This is a genomic window from Streptomyces sp. WAC05374, assembly GCF_004353505.1.
Lineage (GTDB): Bacteria > Actinomycetota > Actinomycetes > Streptomycetales > Streptomycetaceae > Streptomyces.
The window spans coordinates 17550-41658 of sequence record NZ_SMNQ01000021.1 but is presented as its reverse complement, the minus strand read 5'-3'; the positions used below and the strand labels follow the sequence as shown (position 1 = coordinate 41658).

General features: G+C 72.1%; 23 protein-coding genes. 14 read left to right on the top strand and 9 right to left on the bottom strand.

Features of this window, described 5'->3' with window-relative positions; all coding sequences use genetic code 11:
- Positions 1-89: 89 nt before the first annotated feature.
- Together scy and mce are read right to left on the bottom strand one after the other, a co-directional pair.
- Positions 90-4142 carry a polarized growth protein Scy gene (gene scy / locus E2B92_RS28185; RefSeq protein ID WP_126885914.1) on the bottom strand — a complete coding sequence of 1351 codons (4053 nt, stop codon included), beginning with the start codon at positions 4140-4142 and terminating at the stop codon, positions 90-92.
- A 166-nt stretch (positions 4143-4308) separates the two neighbouring features.
- Positions 4309-4761 carry a methylmalonyl-CoA epimerase gene (gene mce, locus E2B92_RS28180; protein ID WP_126885913.1) on the bottom strand — a complete coding sequence of 151 codons (453 nt, stop codon included), beginning with the start codon at positions 4759-4761 and terminating at the stop codon, positions 4309-4311.
- Positions 4762-4899: 138 nt separating this feature from the next.
- Here mce and E2B92_RS28175 point away from each other — a divergent pair, with 138 nt between their 5' ends.
- Together E2B92_RS28175 and meaB are read left to right on the top strand one after the other, a co-directional pair.
- The gene (locus tag E2B92_RS28175) at positions 4900-6108 is read left to right on the top strand and encodes an acetyl-CoA C-acetyltransferase (RefSeq protein WP_126885911.1); all 1209 of its coding nucleotides are present in this window, start codon (positions 4900-4902) and stop codon (positions 6106-6108) included.
- A gap of 15 nt (positions 6109-6123) precedes the next feature.
- Positions 6124-7080 carry a methylmalonyl Co-A mutase-associated GTPase MeaB gene (gene meaB, locus E2B92_RS28170; RefSeq protein ID WP_126885923.1) on the top strand — a complete coding sequence of 319 codons (957 nt, stop codon included), beginning with the start codon at positions 6124-6126 and terminating at the stop codon, positions 7078-7080.
- A gap of 63 nt (positions 7081-7143) precedes the next feature.
- Here meaB and E2B92_RS28165 read toward each other — a convergent pair whose 3' ends face one another.
- Positions 7144-7536, bottom strand: coding sequence for a PepSY domain-containing protein (locus E2B92_RS28165; protein ID WP_126885909.1), 393 nt, complete (start codon positions 7534-7536; stop codon positions 7144-7146).
- A gap of 117 nt (positions 7537-7653) precedes the next feature.
- Between E2B92_RS28165 and E2B92_RS28160 the strand changes: the two genes are divergently transcribed.
- Complete coding sequence (locus E2B92_RS28160; RefSeq protein ID WP_126885907.1) at positions 7654-8313, top strand: response regulator transcription factor; 660 nt, start codon at positions 7654-7656, stop codon at positions 8311-8313.
- Entirely contained in the window at positions 8310-9677 is a 1368-nt protein-coding gene (locus E2B92_RS28155; RefSeq protein WP_126885905.1) for a sensor histidine kinase, read from the top strand. Before E2B92_RS28160 ends, E2B92_RS28155 begins: the two co-directional genes overlap by 4 nt.
- A gap of 3 nt (positions 9678-9680) precedes the next feature.
- Here the strand turns inward: E2B92_RS28155 and E2B92_RS28150 are convergent, their stop codons facing one another.
- The 4 genes from E2B92_RS28150 to E2B92_RS28135 form a co-directional block, all read right to left on the bottom strand.
- Entirely contained in the window at positions 9681-10157 is a 477-nt protein-coding gene (locus E2B92_RS28150; protein WP_126885903.1) for a MarR family winged helix-turn-helix transcriptional regulator, read from the bottom strand.
- 128 nt (positions 10158-10285) lie between these two features.
- Positions 10286-11059, bottom strand: a complete 774-nt coding sequence (locus E2B92_RS28145) for an AIM24 family protein (protein WP_126885901.1) — start codon at positions 11057-11059, stop codon at positions 10286-10288.
- Positions 11056-11706 (bottom strand): AIM24 family protein, encoded by a 651-nt coding sequence (locus E2B92_RS28140; RefSeq protein ID WP_126885899.1) that lies wholly within the window; start codon positions 11704-11706, stop codon positions 11056-11058. The genes E2B92_RS28145 and E2B92_RS28140 overlap by 4 nt, the downstream gene beginning before the upstream one ends.
- A complete protein-coding gene (locus E2B92_RS28135; RefSeq protein WP_126885898.1) occupies positions 11706-12344 on the bottom strand; it encodes an AIM24 family protein in 639 nt (212 codons plus the stop codon). The genes E2B92_RS28140 and E2B92_RS28135 overlap by 1 nt, the downstream gene beginning before the upstream one ends.
- Before the next feature lie 174 nt (positions 12345-12518).
- Here E2B92_RS28135 and E2B92_RS28130 point away from each other — a divergent pair, with 174 nt between their 5' ends.
- The 4 genes from E2B92_RS28130 (at position 12519) to E2B92_RS28115 (ending at position 17095) form a co-directional block, all read left to right on the top strand.
- A complete protein-coding gene (locus E2B92_RS28130) occupies positions 12519-12863 on the top strand; it encodes a DUF3817 domain-containing protein (RefSeq protein WP_126885896.1) in 345 nt (114 codons plus the stop codon).
- Positions 12860-13153, top strand: coding sequence for an MTH1187 family thiamine-binding protein (locus E2B92_RS28125; protein ID WP_126885893.1), 294 nt, complete (start codon positions 12860-12862; stop codon positions 13151-13153). The genes E2B92_RS28130 and E2B92_RS28125 overlap by 4 nt, the downstream gene beginning before the upstream one ends.
- Positions 13154-13345: 192 nt before the next feature.
- The gene (locus E2B92_RS28120; RefSeq protein ID WP_126885892.1) at positions 13346-15133 is read left to right on the top strand and encodes a glycosyltransferase family 2 protein; all 1788 of its coding nucleotides are present in this window, start codon (positions 13346-13348) and stop codon (positions 15131-15133) included.
- Positions 15134-15136: 3 nt separating this feature from the next.
- Entirely contained in the window at positions 15137-17095 is a 1959-nt protein-coding gene (locus tag E2B92_RS28115) for a kelch motif-containing protein (RefSeq protein ID WP_126885890.1), read from the top strand.
- Between the two features lie 31 nt (positions 17096-17126).
- On the opposite strand, the gene E2B92_RS28110 is transcribed toward E2B92_RS28115, so the two are convergent.
- A complete protein-coding gene (locus E2B92_RS28110) occupies positions 17127-18176 on the bottom strand; it encodes a glycoside hydrolase family 6 protein (protein WP_126885888.1) in 1050 nt (349 codons plus the stop codon).
- A 159-nt stretch (positions 18177-18335) separates the two neighbouring features.
- On the opposite strand from E2B92_RS28110, the gene E2B92_RS28105 reads away from it, so the two are divergent.
- From E2B92_RS28105 to E2B92_RS28085, 5 genes are all read left to right on the top strand, one after another.
- Positions 18336-18845, top strand: a complete 510-nt coding sequence (locus tag E2B92_RS28105) for a MarR family winged helix-turn-helix transcriptional regulator (protein ID WP_126885886.1) — start codon at positions 18336-18338, stop codon at positions 18843-18845.
- Between the two features lie 59 nt (positions 18846-18904).
- Positions 18905-19237: a DUF3817 domain-containing protein gene (locus E2B92_RS28100; protein ID WP_126885884.1), complete on the top strand. Its 333-nt coding sequence runs from the start codon at positions 18905-18907 to the stop codon at positions 19235-19237.
- Between the two features lie 75 nt (positions 19238-19312).
- Entirely contained in the window at positions 19313-21013 is a 1701-nt protein-coding gene (locus tag E2B92_RS28095; protein WP_126885882.1) for an acyl-CoA mutase large subunit family protein, read from the top strand.
- A gap of 10 nt (positions 21014-21023) precedes the next feature.
- A complete protein-coding gene (locus E2B92_RS28090) occupies positions 21024-21395 on the top strand; it encodes a hypothetical protein (RefSeq protein WP_126885880.1) in 372 nt (123 codons plus the stop codon).
- Positions 21396-21443: 48 nt separating this feature from the next.
- Positions 21444-21935 carry a GNAT family N-acetyltransferase gene (locus E2B92_RS28085; RefSeq protein WP_126885921.1) on the top strand — a complete coding sequence of 164 codons (492 nt, stop codon included), beginning with the start codon at positions 21444-21446 and terminating at the stop codon, positions 21933-21935.
- Between the two features lie 6 nt (positions 21936-21941).
- On the opposite strand, the gene E2B92_RS28080 is transcribed toward E2B92_RS28085, so the two are convergent.
- Positions 21942-22568: a TetR/AcrR family transcriptional regulator gene (locus tag E2B92_RS28080; protein ID WP_126885878.1), complete on the bottom strand. Its 627-nt coding sequence runs from the start codon at positions 22566-22568 to the stop codon at positions 21942-21944.
- A gap of 314 nt (positions 22569-22882) precedes the next feature.
- Here E2B92_RS28080 and E2B92_RS28075 point away from each other — a divergent pair, with 314 nt between their 5' ends.
- Complete coding sequence (locus tag E2B92_RS28075; protein WP_126885877.1) at positions 22883-23851, top strand: tetratricopeptide repeat protein; 969 nt, start codon at positions 22883-22885, stop codon at positions 23849-23851.
- The last annotated feature ends 258 nt before the right edge of the window (positions 23852-24109 follow it).

Here is a 24109-nt window from a genome sequence, read left to right as displayed (position 1 = left end):
AGGTGTTAGGGGGAATCCTAGGGGTCCATGCGGCGTGTCTTCGAGCGGATGCCCGTTCAAACTGGAGAATGTCCAGCCTTTTGAGTGGCTTACTCGTCGGTTGACTTGCCGCTCGAACGGGTAACACCTGCCGCCGCGGTCGCCTTGACTCCGCCCTCCTTGGTACCCCCTGACGGCGCCTCGAAAGATTCCAGCGCCTCCAGCACGTCCTGCACCCGGGAGATTTCCGCCTGAATGTCCTCGCGGCGGCGCACCAGCACCTCCAGCTCCCGCTTCCCCTCGGAGATCATCTTCTCGGCCTCGCGCTCCGCGTCCGCCTTGATCTTCTCCGCCTCGCGGGTGAGCGTGGCCTTCTTCTGCTCGGCCTCCTTGAGCAGCCCCTCCGCCTTCTTCACCGCGGAGATACGGACCTTGCTCGCCTCCGAATTCGCGTCGGCCAGCAGCTCCTTGGCCTTCGCCTCCGCCTCGGCCCGCTGCTCGGTGGCGGCCTTCACCAGCTTGTCGACCCGCTCGCCCGCCGCCTTCATCTGCTCGGCGCTCTCCCGGCGGGCCCGCTCGTGCAGCTCCTCGATCTCCGCCTCGGTACGCCGGCGCAGCTCCTCCGACCGCTCCCTTATGGCCGTCGCGTCACCCCGCGCCCCGACCAGCAGCTCGTCCGCGTCCGTACGGGCCTTCTCGACCAGCGAGTTGCCCTCGACGGTCGCCTCGGCGACGATCCGCTCGGCCTCCTTGCGGGCCGCGCCCACCATCGTGTCGGCCTGCGACTCCGCCTCCGCGGTCGCCCGCAGCGCCTCCTCCTGCGCCTTCGCGACGAGCTGGTCGGCCTGCTCGGCCGCGTCCGCCCGGCGCTTGGCCGCCGCCTCGCGCGCCTCGTCGACCACCCGGTCCGCCTCGGCCCGCGCCTCGGCGCGCACCTGCTCGGCCGCCGTCGCCGTCTCGTCCCGCAGCCGCTCCGCCTCCACACGGATGCGCTCGGCCGCCTGCTGCGCGGAGCCCACCGTCTCGGCCGCCTCGGCGCGCAGCCGCTCGGCCTCCGCCGTGGCCTCGGACACCAGCCGCTCGGCCTCCGCAGTCGCCTCCGCGACCAGCCGCTCGACCCGCTCGGCCGTCTCCGCGCCGATCCGCTCGGCCTCGCCCGTCGCCTCGCCGACCAACTGGTCCGCCTGCGCCGCCGCGTCCGCGCGCCGCTTGTCGGCGGCCTGCCGCGCCTCGTCCAGGAGCCGCTCGCCGTCCGCCCGGGCGGCCGCCCGCAACTCCTCGGCCCGCGCCTCGCCGTCCGCCTTGACCCGCTCGGCCTCCTCGCGCAGCCGCGCCGCGTCCCGCTCCGCCGTGGCGAGCAGCTCCGCCGCCTCGGCCGTCATCCGCTCGGCCTCGCTCGTCGCCTCGCCGACCAGCCGGTCCGCCTGCGCCGCAGCCTCCGACCGGATGCGGTTGGCGTCCTCCCGCGCCTCCGCACGCGCGCGTGCCGCGTCCTGCTCCGCCGAGGCGAGCGAGTCCGACGCCTCCGTCCGCATCCGCTGCGCGTACTCGGCCGTGTCCGACTTCAGCCGCTCCGACTCCGCGATGGCGTCCGCCATCGTGCGCTCCGCGAGCGCCTTGGCGGCCTCCGCCTCCTCCTGCGCCCGTCCCCGGACCCGGCCCGCGTCCTCCGCGGCCCGCTCCCGCTCCGCGTACGCGTCGGAACGGACCCGGTCCGCCTCCTCCAGCGCCTCCGCGCGCGTCCGCTCCGCCGCGTGCTCGGCCGCCGACCGCAGCCCGGCGATCTCCTCCTCGGCCTGCTCGTGCAGCCCGGCGACCGCGTCCCGCACCTGCTGCGCCGTCTGCTCGGCCGCCGACACCATCTCGGTCGCCCGCCGGTCCGCCTCCTCGACCAGCCGCTGCGCCTCGGTCTGCGCCTCCTCGACGCGCTTGCGCGCCGACGCCAGCAGCTCCTCGCTCTGCTCGCGCGCCCGCTCCCGCTCCTGGTCCGCCTCCGTACGGGCGGCGCCCAGCGTCTCCTCCGCCTCACGGCGACGGCGCTCCGCCTCCGTACGCGCGGCGGCCAGCTCCTCGGCGGCCTCCGCCGTGACCCGCTCGGCGGCCGCCTGCGCCTCCGCCCGGACCCGGTCGGCCGAATCCTGCGCCTCCGACTTCAGGCGCTCCGCCTCCGCGGCCGCCTCCGACCGCAGCCGCACCGCCGCGTTCTCCGCCTCCGCGCGGGCCGACGACGCGTCCGACGCCGCCTCCGTGCGCAGCCGCTCCGCCTCCTGCTCGGCCTGCGACTGGAGCGTACGGATGCGCTCGGCGGCCTCCGCGCGCTGCCGATCGGACTCCTCGGACGCCTCGCGGCGGATCCGCTCACCCTCCGCCCGCGCGTCGGCCAGCGCCTGCTCGGCGGCCGAGAGGCGGGTCTGCGCCTCCGTGTGCAGCCGGGCCAGCTCCTCGGCCGCCTCCGCCTGCCGGGCCGCGATGCCCCGCTCGGTCTCCTCGCGCAGCGCGGCGGCCGCCTGCTCGGCCGCGGCCCGCACCGACTCGGCCTGCTCCTCGGCCTCCGTGCGGAGCCGCTCCGCCTCCTCGCGGGTGCGCTCCAGCGTCTCCTCGGCCTGCGTGCGCAAGCCCGTCGCCCGCTCGATCGCCTCCGTACGGACCCGCTCGCTGTCGGCCGTCGCGGCCGTACGCAGCTCATCGGCGTCCGCCTTCGCCTTGGTCAGCAGCTCCTCGGCGGTCTTCGCCGCCTCCTCGATCTGCTGGACGGCCTCGCGCCGCGCCTCGCCCCGGATGCGCTCGCCCTCGGCGATGGCGTCGGCGCGGAGCTGCTCGGCCTCGCCGCGCAGCCGGCGCGCCTCCTCCTGGAGCTCGACCGTCTTGGCGCGGTACTCCTTGGTGTCGTCCTTCGCGGCGCCCTTGAGCTGCTCGGCCGTGTCGTGCGCCTCGGCCCGCAGCCGGTCCGCCTCGGCCTCCGCCTCGCGGCGGATCCGCTCGGCCTCCTCCGACGCCTTGCGGGTGGTCTCCTGCGCGTCGTCCGACGCCTTGGACAGGACCTCCTCGGCGGTACGCGCCGCCTTGGCGAGCTGGGCCGCACTGTCCTCGGCCGCCGCCGTGCGGGCCTTCTCGCTGGCCTCGGCGACCAGCTTCTCCGCCGCCGCGCGGGCGTCCGCGAGGGCCTGCTCGGCCTCCGCCTTGAGCGCCTCGGACTCCTTGGTGGCCTCCGCCACCAGACGGGCGATCTCCGCCTTGGCCGTACGGGTGCGCTGCTCGGTCTCCGACTCGGCGGTCGACAGCCGCTTGGCCGCCGCCTCACGGGCCTCCGCGACGACCTTGTCGGCCTCCGCGCGGGCCTCGCGCAGCCGCTCCTCCGCCTCGGCCATCCGCCGCTCGGCCGACCGGCTCAGCTCGGCGGCCTGCTGGCGCGCCTGGTCCGACTCGGCGGTCGTCGCGCTGCGGAGCTGTTCGGCGTGGCTGGTGGCCTCCGCGGCCTGCGTGGACGCGGCGTTCAGCAGCCGCTCGGCGTCCTTGCGGGCCCGCAGCAGGATCGCCTCGGCCTCCGCGCGGGCGGTCTCCGTCTCGGCGCCCAGACGCCGGCGGGCCTCCTCGGCCAGCCGGGTCGCCTCCGCGCGGGCCGCCGCCAGGGCCTGCTCGGCCTCCGCGCGCGACTCCTCCATCAGGCGCCGGGCCTGCGCCTCCGTACGGGCGCGGAGCTGCTCCGCCCAGGCCACGTTCTCGTTGACGTGCGCCTCGACCGTCTGGCGCCGCTCGGACAGCTCCTGGTCCAGCCGCTGGCGCCGCTGCACCGCCTCGGCGTGCAACTCCGCCTGGAGGCGGGCCTGGTGCTCGGCGTGCTCCTGCAGTATCCGCTGCGTCTGCGCCCGTGCCTCGCGCAGCTCCCGCTCGGCGTCCGTGCGGAGCTGGTCGGCCTGGATCTGCGCGTTCCGCAGCAACTGCTCGGCCTGGTAGCCGATGTCCGCGCTGTCGTACGCCGGGCGCGACGCGATCGTGCGGCGCGCCTCGTGGAGCTTGGCGCGCAACACCTCGACCTGGTAACCGAGGTCCTCGGCGTGCTGGACGGCCTTCTCCCGCTCGGTCTTCAGCCGGTCCATCTCGGCTTCGAACCGCGAAAGGTGGTCGTCAGCCCGGTGGCTCTCCTGGCGTTCGTAGCCCCGCACTGCGCGGTCCCATCCGTCCCCTGGTCGCAACTCTCTTTGTACGAGCACCGTTCGCCGGCGAACGGCCCCCCGGGGAATGGTGTCAGATCACAGACGGAGTCGCGGCACGGCCCCGATCCGGCCCCGGCCCGGAGCCGCCCACTCTACCGGGCCAGGAATCCGGAGGTCAGTGCTCCGCCGAGGACTCCCCGGAGGACGGCTCGGCCGAGGTGACCAGTTCCGTGAGCACCCCGTGGCAGTCCTTGGGGTGCAGGAACGTGATGCGGGAGCCCATGGAGCCGATGCGCGGCTCGTCGTACAGGACCCGCACGCCCTTGTCCCGTATCGCCGCGGCGTCCCCGTCCACGTCCGCCGTGCCGAAGGCGATGTGGTGGACACCCTCGCCGTTCTTGGCCAGCCACTTGCCCACGGCCGAGTCCTCGCGGGTGGGCTCCAGGAGCTGGAGGTAGGAGGCGCCGCCGTCGGAGGTCTCGTTGATCTTGAGCATGGCCTCGCGGACCCCCTGCTCCTCGTTGACCTCGGAGTGGAACACCTCGAAGCCGTACGTGGCACGGTAGAACTCAACGGTCTTGTCGAGGTCGAAACAGGCGATCCCGATGTGGTCGATTCGCGTCAGCATGGGACCAGTGCAGCGCGGCGGAGGTGGTTACGCAACGTGCGCGCCATCACACTGGCCGCCCGGTGACCTGGACACGTACCGCTCAGTACATTGGCGGTAAACCCTCGTTCACTCTCCACATCCAAGGGGCCGTGCCTCATGTCTGGAACGACCGGTACCACCTCAGTCATCGTCGCGGGCGCACGCACGCCCATGGGCCGTCTGCTCGGCTCGCTCAAGAGCTTCTCGGGCGCCGAACTCGGCGGTTTCGCCATCAAGGCCGCCCTCGACCGGGCCGGCATCGGCGGCGACCAGGTGCAGTACGTGATCATGGGCCAGGTGCTCCAGGCCGGGGCGGGGCAGATCCCGGCGCGCCAGGCCGCGGTGAAGGCCGGCATCCCCATGAACGTGCCCGCCCTGACCATCAACAAGGTCTGCCTGTCCGGCCTCGACGCCATCGCCCTCGCGGACCAGCTCATCCGCGCCGGCGAATTCGACGTCGTCGTGGCCGGTGGCCAGGAGTCCATGACCAACGCGCCGCACCTGCTGCCCAAGTCCCGCGAGGGCTACAAGTACGGCGCGATCGAGATGATCGACGCCATGGCGTACGACGGTCTGACCGACTCCTTCGAGAACATCGCCATGGGCGAGTCCACGGAGAAGCACAACACCCGCCTCGGCATCGCCCGCGAGGCGCAGGACGAGATCGCCGCGCTGTCCCACCAGCGGGCCGCCGCCGCGCAGAAGAACGGCATCTTCGAGGCCGAGATCACGCCGGTCGAGATCCCGCAGCGCAAGGGCGAGCCCGTCGTCTTCAGCAAGGACGAGGGCATCCGCGCCGAGACCACGGTGGAGTCCCTGGGCAAGCTGCGGCCCGCCTTCGCCAAGGACGGCACCATCACGGCCGGCACCTCCTCGCAGATCTCGGACGGTGCGGCGGCCGTGGTCGTGATGAGCAAGGCCAAGGCCGAGGAACTGGGCCTGGAGTGGATCGCCGAGATCGGCGCCCACGGCAACGTGGCCGGGCCGGACAACTCGCTCCAGTCCCAGCCCTCCAACGCGATCCGGCACGCCCTGAAGAAGGAGGGGCTGGACGTCTCGGCCCTGGACCTGATCGAGATCAACGAGGCGTTCGCCGCCGTTGCCGTCCAGTCAATGAAGGACCTGGGAGTATCGCCGGAAAAGGTGAACGTCAACGGCGGCGCCATCGCCCTCGGGCACCCGATCGGCATGTCCGGCGCCCGTGTCGTCCTCCACCTCGCGCTGGAGCTCAAGCGGCGCGGCGGCGGGGTCGGCGCGGCGGCGCTGTGCGGCGGCGGTGGCCAGGGCGACGCGCTGATCATCCGCGTTCCGGGCAACGGCAAGTAAGGAGCTACGTACGTGATGGTGGACGTCCCCGCACTGGTCGCCCAGGCACGGGAGGGCCGGCCGCGTGCCGTGGCCCGGCTGATCTCGCTCGTGGAGGGGGCGTCCCCGCAGCTCCGTGAGGTGATGGCGGCGCTGGCACCGCTGACCGGCGGCGCGTACGTGGTCGGCCTGACCGGCTCGCCCGGTGTCGGCAAGTCGACGTCGACGTCGGCGCTGGTCACCGCGTACCGGAAGGCCGGGAAGCGGGTCGGCGTGCTCGCCGTCGACCCGTCCTCGCCGTTCAGCGGCGGCGCGCTGCTCGGTGACCGGGTCCGGATGTCCGAGCACGCGTCCGATCCGGGGGTGTACATCCGGTCCATGGCGACCCGCGGGCATCTGGGCGGCCTCGCCTGGGCGGCTCCGCAGGCCATCCGGGTGCTGGACGCCGCCGGGTGCGACGTGGTGCTCGTCGAGACCGTCGGCGTCGGCCAGTCGGAGGTCGAGATCGCCTCCCAGGCCGACACCTCGGTGGTGCTCCTCGCCCCCGGCATGGGCGACGGCATCCAGGCCGCCAAGGCGGGCATCCTCGAGATCGGTGACGTGTACGTCGTCAACAAGGCCGACCGGGACGGCGCCGACGCCACCGCCCGCGAGCTGAACCACATGCTCGGTCTCGGCGAGTCCCGCGGGCCGGGCGACTGGCGGCCGCCCATCGTCAAGACGGTGGCCGCGCGCGGCGAGGGCGTCGACGAGGTGGTCGAGGCGCTGGAGAAGCACCGGGCCTGGATGGAGGAGCGGGGCGTCCTCGCGGAACGCCGCCGCGCGCGGGCCGCCCACGAGGTCGAGACCATCGCCGTCACGGCCCTCCGCGAGCGGATCGGCGACCTCCACGGCGACCGGCGCCTGGACGCGCTCGCGGAGCGCATCGTCGCGGGCGAGACGGACCCGTACGCGGCGGCGGACGAACTGGTGGCGGGCCTGACGGGCCGGTAGCCCCTGACCGGGCGCGCCGCGTGTGCGGTGCGGCGTGCCCGGCCGGACGCCGACCGCGGCTCGTCAGTCGTCCGTGCCGGTGTCCTTGTCCTGTGTGGCCTTGGCCGTCCGCGCGTCGACGGTCCATTCCTGGTTCTTGCCGTCCTTGGTGACCAGTTCGACGTCCCAGGACTTCTTGCCGCCGTTGTCGTCCTCGTCGTCCAGGTCCAGGGAGACGACCGTGCCATGGCCGGCGACCGCCTTGAGGGCCTCGTCGGCCGTGACCTCGACGCCCTGGACGGCGCTCCGCGCCTCGCCGGCCCCGGAGGCGTCGTCGCGGTCGTCGTCGACCTGCGTCGCGGTGCGGGTCGTCTTCGCGGGCGCCTCGTCGTCCGCCGAGGAGGCGAACGCGGCCGCCGTGCCGCCCGTCAGCAGGGCCGCCGCGGTGACCGTGGCGATGAGGATGTTGCGCTTCATGGATGCCTCCGAATGTCGGTGCCTTCTCGGTACGGCAACCACCCTGCCGGTGGGGTGCTGAACGCAGCCTGAAGGAGGCTGAAGGCTCCTTCAGGTTCCGTTTGGGACCCTGAACGCATGCGCCTGTTGATCGTGGAGGACGAGAAGCGGCTCGCCCTGTCGCTCGCCGCCGGGCTGCGGGCCGAGGGGTTCGCCGTGGATGTGGTCCACGACGGGCTGGAGGGGCTGCACCGGGCGGGCGAGGGGGTGTACGACCTCGTCGTGCTGGACATCATGCTGCCCGGCATGAACGGCTACCGCGTGTGCGCGGCGCTGAGGGCGGCCGGGAACGACGTGCCGATCCTGATGCTCACCGCCAAGGACGGCGAGTACGACGAGGCCGAGGGCCTCGACACGGGGGCGGACGACTACCTGACCAAGCCGTTCTCGTACGTCGTGCTGGTGGCGCGGGTGAAGGCCCTGCTGCGCCGACGCGGGGGCAGCCCGTCACCGGTGATCACGGCGGGGGCGCTGCGCGTGGACACGGCGGCCCGGCGCGTGTGGACGGGGGACGCGGAGGTCGCGCTGACGGCCAAGGAGTTCGCCGTGCTGGAGCAGCTCGCCGGGCGGGCCGGCGAGGTGGTGTCCAAGGCGGACATCCTGGAGCACGTCTGGGACTTCGCGTACGAGGGCGACCCGAACATCGTCGAGGTGTACGTGAGCGCGCTGCGGCGCAAGCTGGGGCCGGAGGTCATCACGACGGTGCGTGGCGCCGGGTACCGGCTGGAGGAGCGGTGAGGTCCGTACGCGCCCGGACGGCGGTGGGGGCGACCCTGGTGGTCGCGCTGGCGCTCGTGGTGGCGGGGATCGCCCTGCTGGCGGTGCTGCGGGCCAATCTCGTGGACCAGGCGGAGCTGGAGGCGGAGGTGTCCGCCCGTTCGGTCGCCTCACAGGTCGCGGGCGGCACGCCCTTCGCCCGATTGGACCTGCCCGACGACACCGAGGAGCACCCGGTGCAGGTGGTCGACGGCGAGGGGCGGGTCGTCGCGGTGGGGGAGGACATCGAGGCGATCTCGGGGACCGGGAGTTCCGGGACGAAGGCCGTGCCGGGGGGAGGGGACGGCGAGGCCGGCGAGGTCGCGGAGGAGGCCGCGTACTCCACGGGCCGGGTGACCGTGGACGGGGACACCGCCGCGTACCGCTTCGCCGCCGTCCAGGCGTCGGGCCCGCGGGGCGAGGTCACCGTGTACGCGGGCGCGCCGCTCGCCACCGAGGCGGCGACCGTGGCGGGCGTGCGGGACGCGATGCTCACCGCGCTGCCCCTCCTGCTGCTCGTCGTGGGGGGCGTGACATGGCTGGTGACCCGGCGGGCGCTCAGGCCCGTCGAGGGCATCCGCCGCGAGATGGCGGCGATCACGGCCTCGGAGGACCTCTCGCGGCGCGTCCCCGAGCCGGGCACCCACGACGAGGTGGCCCGGCTCGCGCGGACGACGAACGAGACGCTGGCCGCGCTGGAGGCGAGCGTGGAGCGGCAGCGGCGGTTCGTGGCGGACGCGTCGCACGAGCTGCGCAGCCCCATCGCGAGCCTGCGCACCCAGCTCGAGGTGGGGGCGGCCCATCCGGAGCTGCTGGACCTCCCGGGGGCGGTCGCCGACACCGTACGGCTCCAGCAGCTCGCCGCCGACCTGCTGCTGCTGGCCCGCCTGGACGCGGGGGAGCGGCCCGGTCAGGGGCGGGTGGACCTGGCGGCGCTGGTGCGCGAGGAGGTGGCCCAGCGGGTGGGCGACCGGGTGCCGGTGCGGATCGAGGGCGGGGAGGCGGAGGCCACCGGGTCGCGCGGGCAGCTCGCCCGGGTGCTGGGCAACCTGCTGGACAACGCCCAGCGGCACGCGGAGTCGGCCGTGACCGTGACGGTGCGCCGCGAGGGCCGGCACGCCGTGCTCACCGTCGCGGACGACGGGGCCGGCGTGCCGGAGCCCGAGCGGGAACGGATCTTCGCCCGGTTCGTCCGCCTCGACGACGCCCGCGGCCGTGACGAGGGCGGCGCGGGGCTGGGCCTGGCCATCGCCCGGGACGTGGCCCTCCGGCACGGCGGCACGCTCACGGTGGGGCGTGCCCCGGGGGGCGGTGCGCTGTTCGTGCTGCGGCTGCCGGCGGGGTGAGCCCTACGGCTTGCCGCGGCGGCCGCGGAGCTGTTCGGCGATGGGTTTGAGCGACTGGCGCAGCTCGTTCAGGGCCTCGGGGCTGAGCTGGTCGATGAAGTGCCGGCGTACCGACTCGACGTGGTGCGGCGCGACCTTCTGCATGGTCTCCATGCCCTGCTCGGTCAGTACCGCGTACAGTCCCCGCCGGTCCGACTCGCAGTTCTCGCGGCGGACCAGACCCGCGTTCTCCATACGGGTGATCTGGTGGGAGAGCCGGCTCTTGGACTGGAGTGTCGCGGCGGCCAGGTCGCTCATGCGGAGGCGGCGGTCGGGCGCCTCCGAGAGGTTGACCAGGATCTCGTAGTCGTTGTTGGTCAGGCCGAACGGCTGGAGGTCCTTCTCCAGTTGGTACGTCAGCAGCCTGTTGACGTCCAGATATGTGCGCCAGGCGCACTGCTCGGCATCGGTCAGCCAGTTGGTGGCCGTCTCGGTCTCCATAGAGGGATTCTACCTAAGATGTTGAATTCTGGACGAAGTTGTGACGCCGGGCACTCCGGCCCCCCGTCCTCGCATCCGCACCTCAAGGGCGCAGACGTTCGAGGGCGTCACACTCCGCAGACTACCGCTCACAGCCCGAAGCGACGCTGGAGGTCCCCGAGCTGTCCGGGAAGACGCGGTACCGATCCGTGCTGACCGTGGCCGGAACCCGCCCCCGGGACCCCCGCCTCGTGCGGCACCGCGCCCGTCGCCTGCTCGGCCATCAGCACCTCGGTGGACTGGAGCAGCACCGTACCGGCCCCGACGAACTCGAACTGGTGCTCCTCGCCCGACGCGCCGCCGATACCGGTCAGCGCGCGCAGGCCGCCCATCACGCCCGACATGTAGCCGTGGTCGTAGTGGTGGCACGGGGAGGGGCAGTCCGCCCAGCCGACCAGCGCCTGCGGGTCGACGCGCAGGGGCGGCTCCATGAAGACCACCGGGCCGTTGGACGCCGCGACGAACTTGCCGGTGCCGATCAGGGTGAGGAAGCCCGGCACGATCGACTGCTTCAGGGCGAGGCTCGGCTGGTAGGCGAGGAGGTTGCCGGCCCGGATGGTGAGGTTGCCGTCCTCCAGGTCGAAGGAGTTGACGTCGAAGGCGCGGTCCGCGAGCAGCATCTTGCCGCTGCCCTCCGCCACCACCCAGTCGCTCGCGTGCAGCGGCGAGTGGAAGCTGGAGCGGACGAGCCGGTCCAGACGGCCGTGCCCGATGCCGTTGAAGTCGATCCGCCCGTAGTAGGCGATCATCTTGCCCTTCTGGAGGAACCACTGGGAGCCCTTCAGCTCCACGCAGAAGGTGTACGGATTGACGTTGTCGTCGCTCGGCAGGCTCGACGGGTCGTGAATGACGGGCGTGCTCACAGCTTCTCCTCCGACGCCTGGACGTAGACCACACCACTGCCGCTCAGCTCCAACTGGAACGCCTCGCCGGAGCCGCGCCCCACCATGTCGCGCCAGCCGAGCGCGGTGGAGAGCTTGTTGCGGACGTCACCGTGGTGGGCGACGTACGCCTGCGGGTCGACGTGGACGGGGCGGCCGGGGGTGATGGGCAGTTCGACGACCCCGCCGTGGGCCATCACCGCGACCGCGCCGTGGCCCTTGAGGGTGGTGGTGAACAGGCCCTGCCCGGTCACCTGGCCGCGCACCATGCCCATGACGCCGCCCTGCGAGCCCATGAACATGGTGCCCTGCTGGAGCGTGCCGTCGAAGGCGAGCAGCCGGTCGGCCTCGACGTACAGGGTGTCCCCGGAGAGCTGGATCACCTGGATGTGGTGGCCGCCGTGCCCGAACATGACGGTGCCGCTGCCCTCGACCGTCATCAGGGGCGCCGCCTCGTCGGCCACCCGGCGGCCGATCATCGACATCACACCGCCCTGGCCACCCGCCATGTTCGGCGTGAAAGTGACGTCACCGCGATAGGCCAGCATCGCGCCACGCTGGCTGAACATCTTCTGTCCGGGGGAGACGGTCGCCTCGACCATCTTCGAATTGACCTCGCGGAACGGCATCAGACGTCCCCTCCGACCGTGTTGCGCTCGCTGGGCTGTACGTACACGAGACCGTCGCCCTCGAAGCGGATCTGGAACGCCTCGCCGCCACCCTCGCCCAAGAATGTGCGGAAGGTCACACCGGACTGGAAGTTCTGCTGGAGGTTGCCCTGGTGGGCGATGTACGCGCCGGGGTCGACCGAGAGCGGGTACTGCGGGGTCACGCGCAGCACCACGGCCGGCCCGTCCGACATGATCGCGGCCTGGCCGGACCCCTCGACGGTGGTGGTGAACAGACCGGTTCCGGTCGCCCCGCCGCGCAGCCCGGTGAAGCTGGTGCCGGTGCGCAGCGAGGCGTCGGCGCAGAGCAGGTTGCTGGACTCGACGTACAGCTTGTCGCCGTGCAGGGAGACCAGGTTGATCTCGGAGGCGCGGTCGGCGAAGAAGCAGGTGCCCTGCCCCTTCACCTCCATCATCTCCATCTGCTCGCCGGTGAGGCGGCGGGTGACCATCCCGCGGAGCCCCTCACCGCCGCCGGACATCTTCTTGAACGCCATCTGGCCGTCGTACGCGACCATCGAGCCGTTCTTCGCTTTGACGGCGTCGCCGGTCATGTCGACGGCGAGCACCTTGCTGCCTTGGAGTCGGAAGGTTGCCACGCGAAGAAGGTAACCGCAGGCCGGGCCCGCGCACACAGCCCTGGGGAGGATCCGGACCCTGATAAAGGACACGCAAAGCCGCCTGTCACAATGAACGGGTCGCTTGTGCATCCATTCACAAGATCGTGCGCGGGCGACAGTCGACCCCCCGACCGACGCCGAAGGTGCTGCCTCGTGGACATCAAGACCGCCGCCTCCCTCCACCGCCTCCGACTGGTCTCCGCCCCGGAGGCCGTGTCGTTCATCCTGCTGCTCGTCTGCTCGGTGCTGAAGCGCACCACCGAGTTCAACGCGGTGCCGGTCATGGGCGCGATCCACGGCGTGCTCTTCGTCCTCTACGTGCTCTTCTGGCTGGACGCCTGGAACCGCACCAAGTGGGAGCTGAAGACGGCCGCCCTCTACTTCGTGCTGTCCGTGCTGCCCTTCGGCGGCTTCTTCGCCGACCGCAGGCTCAAGCGCGCCGCCGACGACGCCGTCATCGCCTCCCGGGCCCGCCGCGAGGGCACGGTGAACGCGTGATCGTCGCCTTCTCCGTCACCCCGCTCGGCGTCGGCGAGGAGGTGGGCGAGTACGTCGCGGACGCGGTGCGCGTCGTCCGCGAGTCGGGCCTGCCGAACCGTACGGACGCGATGTTCACGTCCGTCGAGGGCGAGTGGGACGAGGTCATGGACGTCGTCAGGCGCGCCGTGGCCGCCGTCGAGGCGCGTGCGCCGCGCGTCTCGCTCGTCCTGAAGGCCGACATCCGGCCGGGCGTCACGGACGGGCTGACCGCCAAGGTCGAGACGGTGGAGCGCCACCTCTCCTCCTGACGCGCCCCGAGGAACCCCGGCCCCGCGCGGGCCGGGGTTCCGTCATCGCCGCGACCCGCCGCGCGCCGCGCCCCCCAAAGGCTCAAACCTGCCGCCCGCGAGAACCGCCCGCTCGGACTCCCTCCAGTCGACACGTCGCCAGTTCTCCCCTTACGTGGGGATATAGCGACCCGCTCGAGAGCTGGAGGCACCGTGCGGCCCGAGGGCTACGACTACGACACCTACAGCCGTCTCGCCGGTCCCCTCACGGAACCGGACCGGGCGGCCTACCAGGTCCAGTACCGCAGCCTGCTCTCCCAGGAGCCGCACCGAATACGGGCCGCCCTCCTGATGACCCTCGCCCCGCTGCTCTCGGGTGTCCTGCTCGTCTACCTCGTGTGGCCCTCCCACTGGACCACCCGGGAGGGCGGCGACCGGTGGCTCATCAGGTTCGACGCCGTGATGCTCGTGTCCATCGGGCTGATCTGCCTGTTCATGCTGATCAACGTGGTCTCCATCGCCCACGCCACCATGGTCGCCCGCGATCCCGTCCCCGTGGTCCCCCAGAAGGGCACCCGTGTCGCCTTCCTGACCACCTACGTACCGGGCAAAGAGCCCCTCTCCATGGTCCGCGCCACCCTCGAGGGCGCCGTCCGCATCACGCACGAGGGACGGCTGGACGTGTGGCTGCTCGACGAGGGCGACGACGAACAGGCCAAGGCGCTCTGCCGGGAGCTGGGCGTGCGCCACTTCACCCGCGCCGGCGTCCCCGCCTGGAACCGCCCCCGGGGCGTCCACAAGGCCCGCACCAAGCACGGCAACTACAACGCCTGGATCGCCATGCACGGGGACGACTACGACTTCTTCGCCTCCGTCGACACCGACCACGTACCGCTGCCCAACTTCCTGGAGCGGACCCTCGGCTACTTCCGCGACCCCGACGTCGCCTTCGTCGTCGGCCCGCAGGTGTACGGCAACTACACCTCGCCCGTCACCAAGGCGGCCGAGTCCCAGCAGTTCCTCTTCCACGCCCTCATCCAGCGCGCCGGCAACCGCTACCACGCCCCTATGTTCGTGGGCACGAACAACGTCGTCCGCGTCAGCGCCATCAAGCAGGTCGGCGGCCTGTACGACTCGATCACCGAGGACATGGCCACCGGCTTCGAGCTGCACCGCACCAGGAACCCCCGCACCGGCCACCTGTGGCGGTCCGTCTACACCCCCGACGTGCTGGCGGTGGGGGAGGGCCCCGCCTCCTGGACGGACTTCTTCACCCAGCAGCTCCGCTGGTCGCGCGGGACGTACGAGACGCTCTTCCGGCAGTACGGGCGGGCCTTCTTCCGGCTGCCGCCCGGCCGGCTGCTCAACTACACGCTGATGCTGGTCTACTACCCGATGACCGCCGTCAACTGGTTCCTCGGCATCCTCTCCTGCGTCCTGTTCCTCTGGCTCGGCGCCTCCGGCACCCAGGTGTCGTCGTCCGTCTGGCTGATGCTCTACAGCGACGCCGCCGCCCTCCAGATCGGCCTCTACCTCTGGAACCGCCGCCACAACGTCTCCCCGCACGAGCCGGAGGGCTCCGGAGGACTGGCCGGCATGGCGATGTCCGCGCTCTGCGCGCCCATCTACCTCAAGTCCCTCGCCTCGGCCGTGCTGCGCACCCGGGGCGGCTTCGTCGTCACCCCCAAGGGCGGCGAGGCCAGCCAGGACCGGCCGGCCACCTTCCGCATTCACCTCTACTGGGCCGCCGTCCTGGTCGCCTCGCTCGGCGCCTCCGTCGCCTTGGACCACACGCACGCGGCCATGCGCACCTGGGCGGTGCTCGCCCTCGCCATCGCGCTCGCCCCGGTCGGTGTCTGGGGCTTCGGCCTGTACCGGGAACGCCGGGCCCAGGCGCGCCTGCGCGCCCCGCAGCCCGCGCCGGTGGTCCAGGCCGCGCCCAAGCCGAAGGCCGGCGACGAGCCCGAACCGGCGTTCGCCACGACGACAGGAGGGAACTGACCCATGGCCTACCGGCCGTCGAAGAAGCTCAAGAAGACCCTGCTGGGTGGTGGAGCGGTGGTTCTGCTCGCGGGCCTCAACGCGCCGGCCGCGCTCTCCTTCGCCCAGGCCAAGTACCACGCCTACAAGATCTCCCAGCCCGGCTACAAGGCCAGGTACGGCTCCTGGCAGCAGCTCGACGTCCCCGGCGGGTACCGGCTCAACGCCATCCACGCCGCCCTCCTCCACACCGGCAAGGTGCTCCTCATCGCCGGCTCGGGGAACAACCAGAAGAAGTTCGACGCGGGCACCTTCGACACCGTCCTGTGGGACCCGGTCAGGAACACCTACAAGAAGATCCCGACCCCGGAGGACTTCTTCTGCGCGGGACACAGCCAACTGCCCGACGGGCGCCTGCTGGTGGCCGGCGGCACCGCGCGCTACGAGGTGCTCGACGGCGAGGTGAAGCGCGCCGGCGGCGGCATGCGCGTCAAGAACGAGAGCCCGGACAAGGCCGTCACCCTCAAGAAGGGCACCGTCTTCCGCTCGCCGACGGGCGTCGAGTACGTGTCGAAGTTCGACGTGACGGTGCCGAAGGCGAAACGCGAGTTCAAGATCTCGTACTTCACCAGCGGCCAGATGAAGCCCTGGGAGACCAAGGTCACCGCCGCCGAGGTGCGGGTCTTCGTCGAGGCGCGCAAGGAGGGCCCCAAGGCCCTGACCACCGAGGCCGCCCAGTACAAGGTCCTCGGGCTCAAGGGCAAGGACGCCGCCAACGTCTACGGCATCGCCCAGAGGCTCACCACCGAGAAACAGGACTTCCAGGGCATCAAGGCGGCGTACGAGTTCGATCCCAAGGCCGAGAAGTACGTGCCCGTCGCCCCCATGAAGGACGCCCGCTGGTACCCCACCCTGGTGACCCTCCAGGACGGCAGGGTCCTCGCCGTCTCGGGCCTCAACGACGTCGGCGACGTCGTCCCCGGCGACAACGAGATCTACGACCCGAAGACCAAGAAGTGGACCAAGGGCCCCTTCCGTTACTTCCCCACCTACCCGGCGCTCTTCCTCACCCAGGGCGGCAAGCTCTTCTACACCGGCTCCAACGCCGGCTACGGGCCCGCCGAGAAGGGCCGCGTACCCGGCCTGTGGGACCTGAAGAAGAACACCTTCCAGGAGATCCGCGGCATCACCGACCCCGACCAGCTCGAGACCTCCGCCTCCCTGCTCCTGCCGCCCGCCCAGGACCAGAAGCTGATGGTGCTCGGCGGCGGCGGGGTCGGCGAGTCGGAGCTGTCCACCGCCCGCACCGCGCTCATCGACCTCAAGGCCCCCAGGCCCGCCTTCCGCACCGGCCCCTCCCTGCCCCAGGGCACCCGCTACCTGAGCAGCGTGCTGCTCCCGGACGACACCGTCTTCACCACCGGCGGGTCGGCCAAGTACCGGGGCCGCAGTGCCAGCGACATCCTCAAGGCCCAGTTCTATGAGCCGCGGACCGACTCCTTCCGCGAGGCGGCCGAGCCGACCGTGGGCCGCAACTACCACTCCGAGGCCCTGCTGCTGCCGGACGGCCGGGTGGCGACGTTCGGCTCCGACCCGCTCTTCGGCGACAAGGACAACACCAAGCTGGGCACCTTCGAGCAGCGCGTGGAGATCTTCACCCCGCCCTACCTCCACGGCGGCGGTGCCGAGGCCCGGCCGGTGCTGGGCGAGGGCCCCGAGGAGTTCGACCAGAACGGCCGGGCCACCTTCCGCACCAAGGACGCCGCCCGCATCACCAAGGCCCGTCTCATCAGGCCCAGCGCGGTCACGCACACCACGGACGTGGAGCAGCGCTCCGTCGAACTGGGCCTGGTGAAGTCCGGGGACGCGGTCACGGTCGCGGCGCCGCTGGACCGGACACTGGTGCCGCCCGGCTGGTACATGCTGTTCGTGGTGGACAAGGACGGCCGGCCGTCGGTGGCGAAGTGGGTGCGGGTCGACTGAGGCGCCGCCGCTTTCCCGCACCCGGCGGCCGCTACTCCTTCGCCCGGCGCGCCAGGCCCAGCGCGTACTCGGGCCACCACGTGCCGGCCGCCGGCCCGCCCCGGCAGGTGCCGTCCGACTCACCCGGCCGCTTGACCCACAGGTAGGCGTCCACCCGCTCGTCGCCGGTGCCCTCGGTCGGGGGCGTGCCGAGCGCCCGCCCCGGCGGGTTGCACCATGTCTCCTCGCCGGTGCCCGGGAGCGGGCCGGCGCCGTTGCGGCTGGTGTCGATGACGAAACGGGCACCGCCGAGCAGCGCCGACAGTTCGGTGCCGAAGGCGGTGACCGCCGGGGTGGTCTGGAAGTTCGACGTGTTGAGCGCGAAGCCGTCCGCCCTGGCCACACCGGCGCGCTTCAGCGGCTCCACCAGTTGGCCCGGGTCCTTGATCCAGGCGGGGTTTCCGGCGTCCAGGTAGACCTTGGTGCGCGGCTGCCGCTTGAGCCGGTCCACCGCCTCGGAGAGAAGCTGGTAGCGCTCCTCGTGGTGCTGGGCGGGCGTACAGCCGTCGACCACGTGCGGCACGGCGTCGGGCTCCAGGACGACGATCGCCGGGGTGTCCCCGATGGCCCCGGCGAACGAGTCGATCCACTGCCGGTACGCCTCCGGGCTCGCCGCGCCGCCCGCCGAGTACAGGCCGCAGTCGCGGTGGGGGATGTTGTACGCGACCAGGACGACCGTCTTCTTCTTCGCCGCCGCGTCGCCCACGGCCCGCCGGATGCCGGCCGCCGGGTCGTCCCAGGCGGGCCACAGGGCGGCCGGCCGTTCCGAGATCCGCCGCAGCAGCCCCGCCTCGGCGGTGCGCCCCTGGGCCACGTACGCCCTGACCTGCCGGGCGGCGGCGCTGTCCGGGTCGACCCAGAACGGCGAGCCGTTGGCCGGTGCGCTGCGGCCCACCGGCTCCTGGGCGGGCTCCTCCTCGCCCCGGGCGCCGCCCGCGCCGCCCGTGCCGGGCGCGCACCCGGCCGCGGTGAGGACCGAGGCGGCCAGCGTGGCCGCCAGGAGAAGGGTGGTGCGTACGCGGAACGCTCTGTGGCCGGACATCCAGCCCCCTCGTATGGCTGTGAGCTGCGGACTGACAGACCGGCCAATCGTGACATAACGGTCATGGTCTGCCGGGCTGCGACACCGCGGCCCCGCACACGGCGCCCGAACCGCGAGACAGGGCTGACCGGCATGTGACCAGTCGGTAAGGTCGATCACGTGCCGAAACCGCTCAGTCTCCCCTTCGACCCCATCGCCCGAGCCGACGAGCTCTGGCAGCGCCGCTGGGGGCCCGTGCCCTCCATGGCGGCGATCACCTCGATCATGCGCGCGCACCAGATCCTGCTCGCGGAGGTCGACGCGGTGGTCAAGCCCTACGGGCTCACCTTCGCCCGCTACGAGGCGCTGGTGCTGCTCACCTTCTCCAAGGAGGGCGAGCTGCCGATGTCCAAGATCGGCGAGCGGCTGATGGTCCACCCCACGTCCGTGACGAACACGGTCGACCGGCTGGTGAAGTCGGGGCTGGTGGCCAAGCGCCCCAACCCCAACGACGGGCGCGGCACCCTCGCCTCCATCACGGAGCGGGGCCGCGAGGTCGTCGAGGCGGCGACGGCGGACCTGATGGCGATGGACTTCGGCCTCGGCGTGTACGACGCGGAGGAGTGCGCCGAGATCTTCGCGATGCTGCGGCCGCTGCGGATCGCGGCGCACGACTTCGAGGAGAAGTGACCGCGTAGGGGGTGGCCCCCCGCGAAGATCGCCCGGAACGTGACGTTACGCTCGACGCCATGAAGAGGAGCGTGCTGACCCGCTACCGGGCCATGGCCTATGTGACCGCCGTCATGCTGCTCGTGCTCTGCACGTGCATGGTGTTCAAGTACGGGTTCGACACGGGCGAGGACGTGACCTTCATGGTCTCCCAGGCCCACGGCGTCCTCTACATCATCTACCTGGTCTTCGCCTTCGACCTGGGCTCCAAGGCCCGGTGGACGTTCGGCAAGCTCCTGTGGATCCTGCTCTCCGGCACGATCCCGCTCGCCGCCTTCTTCGTCGAGCGCCAGGTCTCCCGCGAGGTCGAGCCGCTGCTCGCCGACGCCCAGCCGGCGGCCGTCAAGGCCTGACGCCCACGGCCGTGCGCCACGCGTACGGCCGTCGGCCATCGACATTTACTAGGACGTCCTAGTAAATTCGAAGGTATGGACGCTGACGCCATCGAGGAAGGCCGCCGACGCTGGCAGGCCCGCTACGACGCCGCCCGCAAGCGCGACGCCGACTTCACCACGCTCTCCGGCGACCCCGTGGAGCCCGTCTACGGGCCCCGGCCCGGCGACACCTACGACGGCTTCGAGCGGATCGGCTGGCCCGGTGAGTACCCCTTCACCCGCGGCCTCCACCCGACCGGCTACCGCGGCCGCACCTGGACCATCCGCCAGTTCGCCGGCTTCGGCAACGCCGAGCAGACCAACGAGCGGTACAAGATGATCCTCGGCAACGGCGGCGGCGGGCTGTCCGTCGCCTTCGACATGCCGACCCTCATGGGCCGCGACTCCGACGACCCGCGCTCGCTGGGCGAGGTCGGCCACTGCGGCGTCGCCATCGACTCCGCCGCCGACATGGAGGTCCTCTTCAAGGACATCCCCCTCGGCGACGTGACCACGTCCATGACCATCTCCGGTCCGGCCGTGCCCGTCTTCTGCATGTACCTCGTCGCCGCCGAGCGCCAGGGCGTCGACCCGGGCGTCCTCAACGGCACCCTCCAGACGGACATCTTCAAGGAGTACATCGCCCAGAAGGAGTGGCTCTTCCAGCCCGAGCCGCACCTGCGTCTCATCGGCGACCTGATGGAGCACTGCGCCCGGGACATCCCGGCGTACAAGCCGCTGTCGGTCTCCGGCTACCACATCCGCGAAGCCGGGGCGACGGCCGCGCAGGAGCTGGCGTACACGCTCGCCGACGGCTTCGGCTACGTCGAGCTGGGCCTGTCCCGGGGCCTGGACGTGGACGTCTTCGCGCCCGGCCTGTCCTTCTTCTTCGACGCGCACGTCGACTTCTTCGAGGAGATCGCCAAGTTCCGCGCCGCCCGCCGCATCTGGGCCCGCTGGATGAAGGAGGTCTACGGCGCGAAGACCGACAAGGCGCAGTGGCTGCGGTTCCACACCCAGACCGCGGGCGTCTCGCTCACCGCCCAGCAGCCGTACAACAACGTCGTCCGCACCGCCGTCGAGGCCCTCGCGGCCGTCCTCGGCGGGACCAACTCCCTGCACACCAACGCGCTCGACGAGACCCTCGCCCTGCCCAGCGAGCAGGCCGCCGAGATCGCCCTGCGCACCCAGCAGGTGCTGATGGAGGAGACCGGCGTCGCCAACGTCGCCGACCCGCTGGGCGGCTCCTGGTACATCGAGCAGCTCACCGACCGCATCGAGGCCGACGCCGAGAAGATCTTCGACCGGATCCGCGAGCGCGGCCTGCGCGCCCACCCCGACGGGCGGCACCCCATCGGCCCCATCACCTCCGGCATCCTGCGCGGCATCGAGGACGGCTGGTTCACCGGCGAGATCGCCGAGTCCGCCTTCCGCTACCAGCAGTCCCTGGAGAAGGGCGACAAGCGGGTCGTCGGCGTCAACTGCCACGAGGGCTCCGTCACCGGCGACCTCGAGATCCTGCGCGTCAGCCACGAGGTCGAGCGCGAGCAGGTGAAGGCGCTCGGCGCACGGAAGGCCGCCCGGGACGACGCACGCGTGCGCGGCTCCCTGGACGCCATGCTCGCCGCCGCGCGGGACGGCTCCAACATGATCGGCCCCATGCTGGACGCCGTACGGGCGGAGGCCACCCTGGGCGAGATCTGCGACGCCCTCCGCGACGAGTGGGGCACCTACACCGAGCCGCCGGGCTTCTAGACTCCGTCCCATGGCAGGCCTCCCCGTACCCGTCCGCGGCATCGCCGTGCGCTACTGGTACGCGGGGGCCTGCGGGCCGTTCGCGCTGTTCGACGCCGACTTCGAGCCGCCGGGACCGGAAGGGCACAGCGAGTTCCTCAACCTGGTCCCGGCCCGGCTGCTGCCGGCCGAGTACGCGGACGCCCTCTGGGAGGGCATCCAGGAGGGGCTGGGCGGCACGTCCGCCGCCGTCCTGCTCACCCGTGGGCGGTACCACGAGGTGGACTCCTCGGAGTGGGGCTTCCGCCGGGCCGGGGAGATGGCCGGCCGCGCCGCCCTCGTACGGGCCGGACTGCTGCCGGCACGGGAGGGCCCGCCCGCCCGGTTCGTGCGCGACGCCTGAAATCCGGCTGCGCCCGTGGCGGCGCGCGGGCATCCTGACCCGATGAAGATCAGCATCAGGGAAGCCACCGCGGACGACTGGCCCGCGATCTGGCCGTTCTTCCACACCATCGTCGCCGCCGGTGACACCTTCACCTACCCGCCCGGCCTGGAAAAGGAGGAGGGCCGCGACTGGTGGCTGCTCGCCGCGCCCAACCGCACGGTCGTCGCCGTCGACGAGGAGACCGGCACGGTCGTCGGCACGGCCAAGATGAACAACAACCAGGGCGGCAACGGCGCCCACATCGCCAGCGCCAGCTACATGACCGACCCCGCGCACGGCGGCCGTGGCGTGGGCCGGGCGCTCGTCGAGTACAGCCTTCAGTGGGCCCGCGCGGCGGGCTTCCGGGGCATGCAGTTCAACGCCGTCGTGGAGACCAACGTCCACGCGGTACGGCTGTACGAGCGGCTCGGCTTCCGGATCGTCGGAACGGTCCCGGAGGGCTTCCACCACCCCACGCGCGGGTACGTGGGGCTGCACGTCATGCACCGGCCCCTCTGACGCGCCTCAGGTCCGGGCCGCCGCCGCCAGTCCTCCGAGCAGCAGGGCGGTGAACCGCTGGACCCACTGCGCGTCCACCGGCTCGGCGCTCACCAGCGCCCGGTGGACCACCGCGCCCGCGATCACGTCGAAGATCAGGTCGTCGGTGCCGGTGGCGGACGCCGGGTTCGCGGGCAGCTCGCCCCGGGCCTGGGCGCGCCGCCGCCCGGCCAGGACGAGCCGCTTCTGCCGGTCCACGATCGAGGCGCGGATGCGCTCGCGCAGCGGCTCGTCGCGGGTGGACTCGGCGATGACCGCCATCAGCGCCGTCTTGGTCTCCGGCCGCTCCAGCAGGGCGGCGAACTGGAGCACCACGCCCTCGATGTCGGCCATCAGGCTGCCGCGGTCGGGCAGTTCGAGTTCGTCGAAGAGGACGGCGACGGCGTCGACGACCAGCTCGTTCTTGCTCGCCCAGCGCCGGTACAGCGTCGTCTTGGCGACCCCGGCACGGCCGGCGACGTCCCCCATCGTCAGCTTGGACCAGCCCAGCTCGACCAGGGCGGCCCGGGTCGCCTCCAGTATCGCGGCGTCGGCCTCGGCGGAGCGCGGGCGGCCGCCGGTACGCCTGCGGGAAGAGGTGGAGCTGCTGCACATGACGCTCGACCATACCGGCGAGTAGGCCCGGTGTTACCGGCTCGTACATGTGAGGCAGTTCACCGGGGGGTGCGGCTGCCCGGCCCCGCGGACAGGGGTTACGCTACGACCCGTAGCGAAAGGCTTTGAGCGGCCCGAGCGACAACCACAGGCGCCAGGGTGGGGACCCGGCGCCGACAACATCTGCTGGATCGCGTACGTCCGTACGCCCCGCACACCGGCGGGGGGCGCGCGGACGGCCGCGGTTCGGCCGTGGCTCCACCGGTTCGGCCATGGCTTACCGGTTACGCGCGCGGAGGGGGGAGGATGTACCCATGCAGCCTAGGAACATGTCCATGAGCGGCGTCGTCGACCTCGCCGCGGTGAAGGCGGCCGGAGAGGCCAAGGCGAAGGCGGAGCAGGCACGCGCCCAGGCCGCCCGGCAGGGCGGCGGCGGAGCCGTTCCCCCGTCGGCCCTGGTGGTCGACGTCGACGAGGCGGGGTTCGAGCGCGACATCCTCCAGCGCTCCACCGAGGTCCCGGTCGTCATCGACTTCTGGGCCGAGTGGTGCGAGCCGTGCAAGCAGCTCGGCCCGCTGCTGGAGCGGCTGGCCGCCGAGTACAACGGTCGCTTCGTGCTCGCCAAGATCGACGTCGACGCCAACCAGATGCTCACGCAGCAGTTCGGTGTCCAGGGCATTCCGGCCGTCTTCGCGGTCGTCGCCGGACAGCCGCTGCCCCTCTTCCAGGGCGCGGCGCCCGAGGCGCAGATCCGCCAGACCCTGGACGAGCTGATCCGGGTGGGCGAGGAGCGCTTCGGCCTGACCGGCATCACCGTCGACGCGGACGCGGCCGGTGGCGCCGCGGCCCCGGCCCAGCCGGCCGGCCCGTACGACGCCCTGCTGGAGGCGGCGGCCCGTGCGCTGGACGCCAACGACCTGGGGGGCGCGGTCCAGGCGTACAAGAACGTCCTGGTCGACGACCCCGGCAACACCGAGGCCAAGCTGGGCCTCGCGCAGGCGGAACTGCTCTCGCGGGTGCAGGGCATGGACCCGCAGGCCGTGCGCAAGAACGCGGCGGACGACCCGGCCGACGTCCCGGCCCAGCTCGCCGCCGCCGACCTGGACCTCGTGGGCGGCCACGTGGAGGACGCCTTCGGCCGGCTCGTCGACACGGTGAGCCGCACGGCGGGCGACGACCGGGACGCGGCGCGGCTGCGGCTGCTGGAGCTCTTCGAGGTGATCGGCCCCGAGGACCCGCGCGTGGTCAAGGCCCGCGCGGCGCTGGCGCGCGTGCTGTTCTGACGCGCTTCCTCCCTGGCCGGAACCCCGGCGATTTGGCGACACAGTGACAAAACGCGGCCGTGCTTTACCAAAGTTTGGTAAACACGGCCGCTGTTACTTGCAGTAAATCAACACCTTCTTTATGTCCGACTTTTGTCGACGAAATCCGCTTCTGTCGAACCGGTCGGTAGCACCCTGAGTGCCCGCCCGACATCACCCCGTCGTGGCCTGGTTATCCACCCGTTACTAGTGGGTAACGAAGGGCCTTGTGTCGAGGCC

Bases quoted from the DNA above. Each gene is read 5' to 3' on its own strand.
- E2B92_RS28100 (WP_126885884.1), top strand. From the start codon at position 18,905: ATGAAGAGGAGCGTGCTGACCCGCTACCGGGCCATGGCCTATGTGACC.
- mce (WP_126885913.1), bottom strand. From the start codon at position 4,761: ATGCTGACGCGAATCGACCACATCGGGATCGCCTGTTTCGACCTCGAC.
- meaB (WP_126885923.1), top strand. From the start codon at position 6,124: ATGGTGGACGTCCCCGCACTGGTCGCCCAGGCACGGGAGGGCCGGCCG.
- E2B92_RS28115 (WP_126885890.1), top strand. From the start codon at position 15,137: ATGGCCTACCGGCCGTCGAAGAAGCTCAAGAAGACCCTGCTGGGTGGT.
- E2B92_RS28095 (WP_126885882.1), top strand. From the start codon at position 19,313: ATGGACGCTGACGCCATCGAGGAAGGCCGCCGACGCTGGCAGGCCCGC.
- E2B92_RS28160 (WP_126885907.1), top strand. From the start codon at position 7,654: ATGCGCCTGTTGATCGTGGAGGACGAGAAGCGGCTCGCCCTGTCGCTC.
- E2B92_RS28075 (WP_126885877.1), top strand. From the start codon at position 22,883: ATGCAGCCTAGGAACATGTCCATGAGCGGCGTCGTCGACCTCGCCGCG.
- E2B92_RS28175 (WP_126885911.1), top strand. From the start codon at position 4,900: ATGTCTGGAACGACCGGTACCACCTCAGTCATCGTCGCGGGCGCACGC.
- E2B92_RS28150 (WP_126885903.1), bottom strand. From the start codon at position 10,157: ATGGAGACCGAGACGGCCACCAACTGGCTGACCGATGCCGAGCAGTGC.
- E2B92_RS28090 (WP_126885880.1), top strand. From the start codon at position 21,024: ATGGCAGGCCTCCCCGTACCCGTCCGCGGCATCGCCGTGCGCTACTGG.
- E2B92_RS28165 (WP_126885909.1), bottom strand. From the start codon at position 7,536: ATGAAGCGCAACATCCTCATCGCCACGGTCACCGCGGCGGCCCTGCTG.
- E2B92_RS28080 (WP_126885878.1), bottom strand. From the start codon at position 22,568: ATGTGCAGCAGCTCCACCTCTTCCCGCAGGCGTACCGGCGGCCGCCCG.
- E2B92_RS28110 (WP_126885888.1), bottom strand. From the start codon at position 18,176: ATGTCCGGCCACAGAGCGTTCCGCGTACGCACCACCCTTCTCCTGGCG.
- E2B92_RS28140 (WP_126885899.1), bottom strand. From the start codon at position 11,706: ATGCCGTTCCGCGAGGTCAATTCGAAGATGGTCGAGGCGACCGTCTCC.